This is a genomic window from Streptomyces sp. NPDC029466 (assembly GCF_055574515.1).
Map to the genome: position 1 here is coordinate 91,553 of NZ_JBVHZH010000033.1, position 10,891 is coordinate 102,443.

Annotated in this window: 10 protein-coding genes; 4 read left to right on the forward strand and 6 right to left on the reverse strand. The window is 72.2% G+C overall.

Going from position 1 to position 10,891, the window contains the following annotated elements; genetic code table 11:
• Positions 1-124: 124 nt before the first annotated feature.
• The 3 genes from ACZ4XD_RS24315 (at position 125) to ACZ4XD_RS24325 (ending at position 2,186) form a co-directional block, all read left to right on the forward strand.
• Positions 125-1,072 (forward strand): AurF N-oxygenase family protein, encoded by a 948-nt coding sequence (locus tag ACZ4XD_RS24315; RefSeq protein WP_468045262.1) that lies wholly within the window; start codon positions 125-127, stop codon positions 1,070-1,072.
• Positions 1,073-1,145: 73 nt separating this feature from the next.
• On the forward strand, positions 1,146-1,886 hold the full coding sequence (locus tag ACZ4XD_RS24320; protein WP_042149910.1) for a TetR/AcrR family transcriptional regulator: 741 nt from the start codon (positions 1,146-1,148) through the stop codon (positions 1,884-1,886).
• 36 nt (positions 1,887-1,922) lie between these two features.
• Positions 1,923-2,186, forward strand: a complete 264-nt coding sequence (locus tag ACZ4XD_RS24325) for a hypothetical protein (protein ID WP_042148688.1) — start codon at positions 1,923-1,925, stop codon at positions 2,184-2,186.
• Positions 2,187-2,277: 91 nt separating this feature from the next.
• Here ACZ4XD_RS24325 and ACZ4XD_RS24330 read toward each other — a convergent pair whose 3' ends face one another.
• The 5 genes from ACZ4XD_RS24330 to ACZ4XD_RS24350 form a co-directional block, all read right to left on the reverse strand.
• Entirely contained in the window at positions 2,278-3,531 is a 1,254-nt protein-coding gene (locus tag ACZ4XD_RS24330; RefSeq protein WP_468045265.1) for a styrene monooxygenase/indole monooxygenase family protein, read from the reverse strand.
• Positions 3,532-3,602: 71 nt separating this feature from the next.
• The gene (locus ACZ4XD_RS24335; RefSeq protein WP_468045285.1) at positions 3,603-4,220 is read right to left on the reverse strand and encodes a GTP-binding protein; all 618 of its coding nucleotides are present in this window, start codon (positions 4,218-4,220) and stop codon (positions 3,603-3,605) included.
• A gap of 37 nt (positions 4,221-4,257) precedes the next feature.
• Positions 4,258-4,653, reverse strand: a complete 396-nt coding sequence (locus tag ACZ4XD_RS24340) for a DUF742 domain-containing protein (protein ID WP_387244189.1) — start codon at positions 4,651-4,653, stop codon at positions 4,258-4,260.
• A 73-nt stretch (positions 4,654-4,726) separates the two neighbouring features.
• Positions 4,727-5,224 carry a roadblock/LC7 domain-containing protein gene (locus ACZ4XD_RS24345; protein ID WP_042148678.1) on the reverse strand — a complete coding sequence of 166 codons (498 nt, stop codon included), beginning with the start codon at positions 5,222-5,224 and terminating at the stop codon, positions 4,727-4,729.
• Positions 5,221-8,169 carry a nitrate- and nitrite sensing domain-containing protein gene (locus tag ACZ4XD_RS24350; protein WP_468045268.1) on the reverse strand — a complete coding sequence of 983 codons (2,949 nt, stop codon included), beginning with the start codon at positions 8,167-8,169 and terminating at the stop codon, positions 5,221-5,223. Before ACZ4XD_RS24350 ends, ACZ4XD_RS24345 begins: the two co-directional genes overlap by 4 nt.
• Before the next feature lie 638 nt (positions 8,170-8,807).
• On the opposite strand from ACZ4XD_RS24350, the gene ACZ4XD_RS24355 reads away from it, so the two are divergent.
• Positions 8,808-9,653, forward strand: coding sequence for a hypothetical protein (locus tag ACZ4XD_RS24355; protein ID WP_468045270.1), 846 nt, complete (start codon positions 8,808-8,810; stop codon positions 9,651-9,653).
• A 153-nt stretch (positions 9,654-9,806) separates the two neighbouring features.
• On the opposite strand, the gene ACZ4XD_RS24360 is transcribed toward ACZ4XD_RS24355, so the two are convergent.
• The gene (locus ACZ4XD_RS24360) at positions 9,807-10,310 is read right to left on the reverse strand and encodes a MarR family winged helix-turn-helix transcriptional regulator (RefSeq protein ID WP_468045272.1); all 504 of its coding nucleotides are present in this window, start codon (positions 10,308-10,310) and stop codon (positions 9,807-9,809) included.
• Between the last annotated feature and the right edge of the window lie 581 nt (positions 10,311-10,891).

Here is a 10,891-nt window from a genome sequence, read left to right on the forward strand (position 1 = left end):
ACGTTTCTTACCGACGGGTCAATAAGTCGTGCACGGGGGATTGACGAGCTTGCTGACGCGCAGTCTCATAAGAGATGACCGCGGGCAGGACAGGCCCCGACCCCAGAGCGAGGTAGCCACAGCGATGACGAGCGCGCCCACCGCGATGACCGAGACGGACACCGAAGTGCTGCGGGACGCCCTCGGTCTGCTCAAGGACCGGGAACAGGTTGCCGAGCGACTGCTCGACTCCTCCGCCAAGCACTCCTTCGACCCCGACACCGAACTCGACTGGGACGCTCCCCTGGAGGACGGCAAGTGGTTCTGGCCGCCGGAGCTGGTCTCGCTCTACGACACCCCGCTGTGGCGGAAGATGTCCCTGGAGCAGCAGCAGGACCTGTCCCGGCACGAGGCCGCCTCGCTCGCCTCGCTGGGCATCTGGTTCGAGATCATCCTGATGCAGCTGCTCGTCCGGCACATCTACGACAAGCCGGTGACCAGCGCGCATGTCCGCTACGCGCTCACCGAGATCGCCGATGAGTGCCGGCACTCCAAGATGTTCGCGCGCATGATCCAGAAGGGCGGCGCACCGGCGTATCCGGTCTCCCGCCTCCACCACAACCTCGCCCGCGTGCTCAAGACGGTCTCCACCACCCCGGGGTCGTTCGCCTGCACCCTGCTCGGCGAGGAGATCCTGGACTGGATGCAGCGGCTGACCTTCCCGGACGAGCGGGTGCAGAGCATCGTGCGCGGGGTGACCCGTATCCATGTCGTCGAGGAGGCCCGGCATGTGCGCTACGCCCGTGAGGAGCTGCGCCGCCAGATGGTCACCGCGCCGCGCTGGGAGCGGGAGTTGACCCGGATCAGCTCCGGCGAGGCGGCCCGGGTGTTCTCCCTCGCCTTCGTCAATCCGGAGGTCTACGCGCAGGTCGGGCTGGACAAGCGGGCGGCCGTCGCCCAGGTCAGGGCCAGTGGCCACCGCCGCGAGGTGATGCAGTCCGGCGCCCGGCGGCTCACCGACTTCCTGGACGATATCGGCGTACTGCGCGGTATGGGCCGCCGGTTGTGGCGCAGCTCGGGCCTGCTGGCCTGAAGCGGACGGAATGGGCCCCGTAGACCCCGAGCACCTGTACGAGCCGACATCCGGGCCGGTTACGCTGCTGTTCATGAACGGCAGCGGCACCGCCCCAGCAGTACCCCGACCCGCCTATCGCAGGCTGAGCGTGGAGCAGCGCCGCAGCCAATTGCTCACCGCGGCGCTGGACCTGTTCGCCCAGCGCGCGCCCGAGGACGTCTCCCTGGACGATGTCGCCCTGGCCGCCGGGGTCTCCCGGCCGCTGGTCTACCGCTACTTCCCCGGCGGCAAGCAGCAGTTGTACGAGGCCGCGCTGCGCAGCGCGGCCGACATCCTGGAGCGCTGCTTCGCCGAGCCGGACACCGGGCCGCTCACCCAGCGGCTCTCACGCGCGCTGGACCGCTACTTGGCGTTCGTCGACGAGCACGACGCCGGGTTCAGCGCGCTCCTCCAGGGCGGCAGCGTCGTGGAGACCACCCGTACGACCGCGATCGTCGACGAGGTACGGCGGGCCGCGGCCGATCAGATCCTGCGGCACCTGGGCGAACCGGAGCCGGGCCTGCGGCTGCGGATGACCGTCCGGATGTGGATCACCGCGGTCGAGGCCGCCTCACTGATCTGGCTCGACGAGGACAAGCAGCCGACCCTCGACGAGCTGCGGAACTGGCTGGTCGACCACTTCATCGCGCTGCTCACCGCGACCGCGGCCGGGGACCCGCAGACCGCCCGGGTGGCCCGGGCGGCGCTGAAGCTGGAGACCTCCGACGGCCCGGCCGGCGATCTGGCGCGCCGCACCCTGCCCGTCGTGAGCGACGCCGCGCATCTGCTGTGAGCGGCCGCCGGGCCGGGCCGGTGTGACACTGAGGACGTGAGAAGTGAGAACACCCTCTTCGTCGGCGGCCCGCTGGACGGCCGGGTCCTGCCCGTACTGGTCGGCATGACAGGCCAGCCGCCCAAGACGTACGAGGTGCCCGAACCACACGACGACGGCCGCCCCCCGACCGTCCACTTCTACCGGCGCGTCCCGGCGCGGGTGGGCCGCCTCGGCCTGCCCAGCGGCTGGAAGTACGAGTACGACCCGGCCGGCAAACCCTCCACGGGACCCAAGTGGCCCTGGCGCAAGCCCCACTGACCCGGAATGCCCCGGCAACAGAAAGTCCCTCCCCGCCAAAAGCGGGGAGGGACACACACGGCTGCCGCTCCCGAAAACGTGGGAGGGCCCGTCACTTCGTCAACGACGCCAGATACGCGTTCGTCTTCTCCGGGTCGTAGAAGAAGTTCTCGAAGTCGGACGGATCGTTGAAGCCGTTGGCGAACCGGTCGGCGACCGGCTGCAGCTGCCCGGCCGCGCCGATGAGGTTCAGGATGTGCTCCGGCGGCGGCGCCAGCATCGCGTTCGTCCACTTGGTGACGTGCTGGGCGGTGGTCCAGTACCGCTCGAAGGCGGTCCGCATCCAGTCCTCGTCGAAGGGCTGGTCCCCGCGCTCCACGATGGAGGCGAGGTAGGAGGCGGCACACTTGGAGGCCGAGTTGGAGCCCTGGCCGGTGATCGGGTCGTTGGCGACCACGACATCCGCGACGCCGAGCACCAGACCGCCGGAGGGCAGCCGGCCGACGGCGTTGCGCACGGTGGGGGCGTAGCGGCCGGCCAGCGTGGCGTTGGCGTCGGTCAGTTCGACCTTGGTGGCGCGGGCGTACTCCCAGGGCAGGAACTTCTCCATCAGTTCCAGCGTGACGGCGAGGTGCTCATCGGGGTCCTTGACGCCCTGGAAGACATCCAGCGGACCGCCGGGTATGCCCTCCCAGAAGAGGATGTCGGCGCGGCCGGAGGTGGTGTACGTCGGCATGACGAACAGCTCGCCGACGCCGGGCACCAGGTTGCAGCGCACCGCGTCGAAGTCGGGGTGCTCGGGGCGCGGGCCCAGACCGTGGACGTAGGCGACGGCCAGCGCGCGCTGCGGGGCGTCGTACGGGGAACGCTCGGCGTTGCGGCCGAACATGGACACCAGCTCGCCCTTGCCGGCCGAGACCAGCGTCAGGTCGTAGCGACTGGCGAAGAAGTCGAGGTCGGACACGGCCGCCCCGTGGATGACGAGCTGGCCGCCGCGCTGCGCGAAGGTCTCCATCCAGCCGGCCATCTTCACCCGCTGGTCGACGGACTGGGCGTAGCCGTCCAGCATGCCCACCCAGTCGATGGCCCGCTGCGAGCCCTCCGGCGCCTCGTGGCTGCCGGGCGCCGCGACCGAGACGCCGAGGCCCTCGATGCGCGGGGCCTGGCTCTCCCAGAAGTTGATCTGGAGGTCGCGTTCGTGCTGGAGCGCGGTGTCGAACATGCACTGCGTCGACATGACCCGGCCGGCGCGGATCTCGTCGGCTGTGCGGTTGGACATGAGGGTGACCTCATAGCCCTGCGACTGGAGGCCCAGGGCGAGCTGGAGACCGGACTGGCCGGCTCCGACGATGAGTATTTTCCGCATAGCGGGCTCTTCTCTATTACTGCTGGTGGTTCGGGGAGAGTGGGGGGGAGGAGCGAGACCTTGTCCACCGGTCACTCCGGTGCGGTCTCCAGGGCGTGGCCGACCAGCGCCAGCAGCGACTGGATCACCGTGGGCCGCTCCCGGGCGTCCATGATCACTACGGGTACCTGCGGCGGCACGGTCAGCGCGTCGCGGACATGCTCGACGGCGTACGCCTCGGTCCCCTCGAAGTGGTTGACCGCGACGACATACGGCAGCCCGCAGCTCTCGAAGTAGTCGAGCGCCGGGAAACAGTCCTCCAGGCGCCGGGTGTCGGCCATCACGATCGCGCCGATCGCGCCGCGCACCAGGTCGTCCCACATGAACCAGAAGCGCTGCTGTCCGGGCGTGCCGAACAGGTACAGCACCAGTTCCTGGTCGAGGGTGATCCGCCCGAAGTCCATCGCGACCGTGGTCGTGGTCTTCTCCGGGGTGGCGGTCAGATCGTCCGTGTCGGCGCTGGCCTGTGTCATCACCGCTTCGGTCTGGAGCGGGGTGATCTCCGAGACCGATCCGACGAACGTGGTCTTGCCGACGCCGAAGCCGCCCGCCACCACGATCTTGGTGGCGATCGGTGCCTGCGAGCGGTCCGTCTGCCAGCTCTGCAGCCCCGCGTCGGCGGCCGCGGCCGCTGAACCGGCCTGACCCACAAAACCGGCGGCCGCCGTCGATCCGGCCGATATCGTGTCAGAGCCTGTGAAGTCCACTCAGCACCCTTTCGAGCAGCGCGCGGTCGGGCCGGCCGGAGCCGTGCCCGGTGCCGTAGACGCGAATCTTTCCCTGGTCGGCGAGGTCACTGAGCAGTACCCGGACCACGCCCAGCGGCATCTTGAGGAGCGCGGAGATCTCCGCGACCGAGCGCATCCGGCGGCAGAGTTCGACGATCGCCCGCATCTCCGGCATCACCCGGTCGCCCCAGCCGCCGGAGGTCAGCTCACGGCGCTCCTCGGGGGCCTCCAGTGCCGCCACGAACGTCTCGACCAGCAGCACATGGCCGAAGCGGGTCCGGCCGCCGGTGAGCGAGTACGGCCGCACGCGCGCGGGCTTCCGGTCCCCGCGTACGGGGAGTTTGTGACTACTCATGCCGAAACCTCGCTTCGCTCGGCCTCGCATCCGCTCAGCAGGCACCCCATAACGGGTCGCTCACTACGTTCGCTCACTGGACGTTCTCCATCGACTTGCGCAATTCGCTGCGGAGTTCGGGGGTGAGGACGTGGCCGGCCCGGCCGACGAACAGCGCCATGTGGTAGGCGATGACGTTCATGTCGCAGTCCGGGGTGGCGTGCACGCCGAGCAGCGAACCGTCGCTGATCGCCATGACGAACACGCTGCCCTCGTCCATCGTGATCATTGTCTGCTTGACCGGCCCGCCGTCCATGAGCTTCGCGGCACCGTTGGTGAGGCTGCCGAGTCCGGACACGATGGTGGCCAGGTCCGCGCTGGACCCCCGGGGACCGTCACCCCCGCCCGGCCCTGCCGCCGCCTCGTCCACCCGGTCCGGGTCGGACGACAGCAGCAGCAGACCGTCGGAGGAGACCACCGCGACCGAGCGGATGCCCGGCACCTCGTCCACCAGGTTGGTCAGCAGCCAGTGCAGGTTCCGTGCCTGGCTGCTCAGCCCTTGGCCGTAAGCAGTGGGCGCTTGCGCTTTCAATCGCGTGCCTCCTCGACAATGTGGCTCTCTCCCGGGGCCCCCGCTCCGTCGGTGTCCGTCTGTGGGCTGGTCTGCTCCGCTGTACGTTCCGCGATCTCGGCCTCGACATCACGCCTGCCGACTCGCGCCCCCGCCTGAAATCCGCCGAGCCGGCGCCGCAGCGCCTCGGCGTTGGCCGCTCCGCTCTTGCGCGGGGCGGCGGGCGCCTGCTGCTGCGCCACGACCTTGGGCGTGCGCTTGGGCAGCCCCATGGTCGTCCGCTGCTTCCCCTCGGACGGGGCGGCAGCGGTCTGTGGGTCGGCCGGCGTACCGGCCGGGGACGCGTCGGCGGGTGCCGCCGCCTCCGTGGGTGCCGCGTCCGTCCCGGCCCGGGTGTGCTGGTCCGGGCCGATGGCGTACGGGTCGGCCGCGGGCGCGTCGGACGTGGTGGGCCCGGGGGCCGGGGCGGCGTGCCGGCCGCTGCCCTTGGGCGCCGGGTCCGCGGCCGGGCGCGGCTCCTCCCCGGGCCGCACATGCTCGCCGCTGCCGCTGGTGGTGGCGCCGTACGGGCCGGGCGACTGCGGGCCGTACGGGCTCGCCTGGGATGCGGCCTGGGTGGTGGGGCCGGACGGCTGCTGCACGGCGGGCGCCGGGGCCGGTCTGTCCGGGGCGCCGAGTCCGGCGGCGTCGATCGCGCGCTCCGCTGCGGCGACGAACGGGTCGGCGGCGGGCGCCGGTTCCGCGTCCGGGGCGTCCTCCTGGCCGGTGGCCGGTGCGGCGCCGGGCCCGTGGGTGCGGGGGGCGTCCTGGGCCGGGGGCGCGGCCGGGGCCGCCGGGGCCGCCGGGGCCGGTTCGGGCCGCGCGGCCCGGGTCGGCAGCGCGTTGGAGTTCGCCTCGGCGACCGAGCCGGGCAGGCTCGGGGTGTGCGCCACGGACTGGGGCGCGGTGGCCGGGGCGGCCGACGGGGCGGGGCGGGTGGGCAGGATCGAGCCGGGCAGCACGATGACGGCGGTGACGCCGCCCTGCTTGGCGTCCCGCAGCTGGACCCGGACGCCGTGCCGGGCGGCCAGCCGCACCACGACGTACAGCCCGAGGCCCAGCGCCTCGTCGATGGTCTCCGAGGACGAGGCGGCGTCGACGTCCGCCAGCCGCTCGTTGAGCTCGGCCATCCGCTCCGAGGTCATCCCTATGCCCTCGTCCTGGACCGAGAGCATGACCTCGCCGCTCTCCAGCAGCCAGCCGGACAGCTCCACATGGGCGTTCGGCGGCGAGAACCCGGTGGCGTTCTCCAGGAGTTCGGCGACCAGGTGGCTGAGGTCGTCCGCGGCGAACCCGGCGACCTGCGAGTGCGGCGGCAGCGACTGGATGCGCACCCGGTCGTAGCGCTCGATCTCGCTGATCGCGGCGCGCAGCACGTCCAGCAGCGGCACCGGGCCCTGGTGGTTGGTGCTGTGCTGCTCCGCGCCCGCGAGGACGAGCAGGTTCTCGCTGTTACGGCGCATCCGCGCGGCGAAGTGGTCCAGCTTGAAGAGGGTTTCCAGCCGCTCCGGGTCCTGCTCGCTCTCCTCCAGCGACTCGATGACGCCGAGCTGGCGCTCCACGAGCCCGAGGGTGCGCAGCGAGAGGTTGACGAACCGGCCGTGCACCCCGCTGCGCAGGGCCGCCAGCCGCTCGGTGAGATCGGCGATCTCCTCCTTGAGCGTCTCGCCCTGCTCCTGGAGCACCTCGCGCTCGGCGACCAGCCGCTGCCGGCCGCCGACCAGCCGCTTGCGCTCGCCCTCCAGCTCGTTGGTGCGCCGTGCCAGCTCGCCGACCTGGGCGTGCAGCGCGTTGACGGACCGTACGGCGGTGGCGAATTCGTCGTTGCGGCCCTTGTAGGTGATGGGCTCCTCGTGCGCCGGGTCCGCGGCCACCCGCTTGGCGCCGATCCGCAGCGCCGCGAGCGGCTGGGTCAGGGAGCGGGCGGCCCATACCCCGGCGCCGACGGCCAGCAGCAGGCACAGCGCTTCCAGCCCGATGCGGATCTCCAGCTCCGTCACCGCGTCGTCGCGCAGCGCGCCGAGCCGCTGGATGTCCGCGGTGGCCATGGCGGATTCGACGCCCCGCATCAGGCCGATACGGGTGGTGAGGGTCTGCTGGACCCGCCGGTGGTTGAGCCGCAGATCGGTGGCGTCCAGCCGGGGCTGGTCGGTCAGCCGGGTCAGATAACGCTCGGCGGTGTTGACGTCCGCGCCGGTGACGGTGCGGTCGTAGCGGTCCCGGGCGGCCTGGCTCGCGGTCTGCCGGAAGTCGCCCAGCGCGCCCTGTTCGCGGACGTGGGCGACCTGGGCCAGGGCAACCAGCCGGGGCTGGCTGCCACCCGTGTCGAGCCCGGCGAGCAGCAGCGCGCGGGCGCCCGCGGCCTGTTCGGCGGCGCGGCCGAGGGCGGGCAGCGCGCGGGTGTCGGCGTCGGCGGAGTCCGCGCGGGCCGGCAGTCCGCGGGCGATGTCGTCGCTGATCGCACCGAGTGCCTGGAGTGCGTCGGTATAGGCGGCGTAGATCTGCTCGGCCGATGTCGGCCCCGACAGCGCCTTTTGACGGGTTTGCGGCAGGGCGGCCAGCGCCTTGGCGGCGGCCCGGTACACGGCGGTGTCGCCGGTGGCGTCCTGGGCCTCGGAGCGCAGTTCGTCGATCTGCCGGTCCACACGGGCGCGCTGGGCCCGGGCGGCCGCGGCCGCGTCGGCCCGGGCGGCACCCGTCCCCGCGGCGGCCCGGCCGCCCCGCCCGGTGGCGGCGTAGGCGGTCATACCGTCGCGTTCATCGGCGAGGGAGTGCGCGAGCGCGATGGCGCGGGCGTTCAGTTCGGCCAGATCGACCAGTTGCTGGCCGGTGTTGGCCTCGTCGGCGGTCGCCGTCAGACCGGGGACGCCGGCGCCGATGACAGCGGCCGCCACGACGGCCACCGCCCCGACGAGCCGGTTGCGCACCCGTGCGGGACGCCGTCCCGTGGGGCTCTCGTCACGGCCCGTCGCGTCCGGACCGCCCTTCGTGCCGGGGCCCTTACCAGGAGCCGAGCCCGTGCCCGGTCCCGGGATCGAACCGGCCGGTGAACCCGGCTTCCCTGCGCCGCCTCGAAGCCGCATCTTCCGCACCGCTGCTCGCATTCCTGTCTCGCCTGCTCACGCCAAATGGCGTCGCGGACCCGGCTCGCTCTCCGCTCGCGGAGCAGATCTGCGCGAAGACCGCAGCAGCGCACATTCCGCGAGGGGAAACAGCCCGGCTCTGCGCGTCGCGACGAATGTCCGGACCTCACCCCATGATTCGGGCAACGACCATTCCACCGGCGCCGCGCAGTGGCTCGGCAACACATGCCCGGCCACCTGAACGAGTGAACATCACTCGGAGTTTGACCATCAACTTCCGTGCGCCACTGGTTTCGGCCGCAACCCCGCGCAACCCCCGAACGGGTTTGGAGATGCGTCGCCGTCCTGGAAAGATGCCCGCCCGCACACCGCAGGACCGGCGCCCCCTACCGTCGGTAAGCCCCCGCCCCGCCCGGACTCCGACGCCGCCACCGGTGCCCGCCGGCAGGGCCGGAACCCCCCTCTCCGGCAGACTTCCGGGTATGCACATCGCACTCGCCACCGAGCCGGGCGACCCCCAACACCCAAACGAGGACTACGCATCGGTAGCTCTGCCGGCTTCCGGCCAGGGCGGAGCTCTGGTCCTGCTGGACGGCGTGACGCCACCCGAGGAGGGCTACGGCTGCACCCACGGGGTGCCGTGGTTCACCGCGCGGCTCGGTGGCGCAATGCTCGAACTGTCGGTTTCACACCGGGATATGACGCTGACTGAGGCGCTCGCCGCGGCCATCTCCCGGACGGCCGACAGCCACCGGGACTCCTGTGACCTTTCTCACGTCCGCACTCCGCAGGCAACCGTGATCGCCGCACGATGGTCCGGGGTCAGCGTCGAGCACCTGGTCCTGTCCGATTCGGTGCTGCTCCTGGAGCGGACGGACGGCTCGGTGGAGCCGGTGCTCGACACCCGGCTGGACGAACTGCCGCCCGCGGTCCGGGAGCTGCGGGCCGCCGTACGGGCGCTGCCCCGCGGCTCGGCGGAACGGGCCGCGGCGGGCCGGGAGTACGGCCGGGCGGTCGAGGCGCTGCGCAATGCGGAGGGCGGCTTCTTCACGGCGGCCGCCGATCCGTCGGTGGCCGCCCGCGCGGTGACCGGCAGTACTCCGCGCGCCGAGGTCCGCTCCCTGACCGCGCTCAGCGACGGTGCGAGCCGCTGGGTGGAGGTCTTCCGGGAGGGTTCCTGGGCGGACTGTGTGGCCCTGGTGGCCGGGCAGGGCCCGCAGGCGCTGATCGACCGGGTGCGGGCCGCGGAGGCGGCGGACCCGTCGGGCGTGGCGTTTCCGCGCGGGAAGGCGCGGGACGATGCGGCGGTGATTTTTGTGGCGCCGTGACAACCACGGACGGGCGGGGCATGTTTTCCCGCCGGGTGGGAACGGCCGCGCGGCGAACCCCGTCCGGCGGCCACCACGGCCGCGACCGGCGGGAATGCGGCGCTGTGCCGGGGTCCGCGCGGGGTCGCCCCAAACCCCGCGCGGGCACCGCGCCTACGCCTCGTCGCTCTCCTGCTCCGCGTTCAGCCGGTGCAGCAGACGGGCGAGCTCGGCGACCTCGCCGCGGTCCCAGGAGGCCAGGCGGCGGGCGTACTGGGCGCGGCGGCCGGTGCGGACGCGGGTGAAGCGCTCGCGGCCCTCGTCGGTCAGGCGCACCAGGACCGCGCGGCCGTCCGCCGGGTCCGGTTCGCGGGCGACGAGGCCGAGCCTTTCCAAGGCGTGCAGCTGGCGGCTCATCGTGGCCTTGCCGACCCCGAAGTAGCCGGCGAGGTCGGTGGCGCGCTGGGAGCCGGCGTCCGCCAGCCGTACGAGGAGGCCGTACGCGGCGGGCTCCAGGTCGGGATGCACCTCTCGTGCCAGTTCGCCGGAAGAGGCCCGGGCGCGGCGGAGAAATACCGCCAATTCCCGTTCCAGGGCGAGAAATACGTGGTCCACACCAGTCGGCTCACCGTCCGCCGTGGTCCCGTCGGCTCCGGTGTTGTGCACGTCAGCGCCCATTCCCGCGTTTCCTCACCTGAAAGTTTCTGCCGGCGGCGGTCGAAGCCGCAGCTCGGCCAGTATTTCGCAGGATTAGACCAACGGCAGCCCACGGACCCTCTTTTGTCACCTCGGTCTACGCGCGTATCGTCATTTCTGGCATGGCCATACCAAGCGGCCCGGGTATCCCGCCGCGGCGTCATGCACCTCGCACCTCCGTGTCAGCACGTCTGCGCCATGCCGTCAGTACCTCCCCCCTCAGGTCATCCACCGAGATCTTCGGAGGCACGTATGTCCGTGCTCAGATCCGGCTCCCCCCACCGCCCCGCACGTCCCCTCGCGACCGTGGCCGGGATCCTGCTCACCCTCGTCTCCCTCCTCCTCGGCCTGCCCGGCACCGCCGGCGCAGCGGCCGCGCAGCGCGCACCGGAACCCAGCCACCCCGGACAGGACTGGGCCGGTTCCCAGATCGCCCGGCACGAGGGCACGGGGGGGGGGGGGGGGGGGGCCCCCCACCCCCCCTCCTCCCCCGAACGGGGGGGGCGTCACCCACCCCACCAGCAACCCTCCCCGCGTGACCCCCCGGAGACAGGGCGCCCACC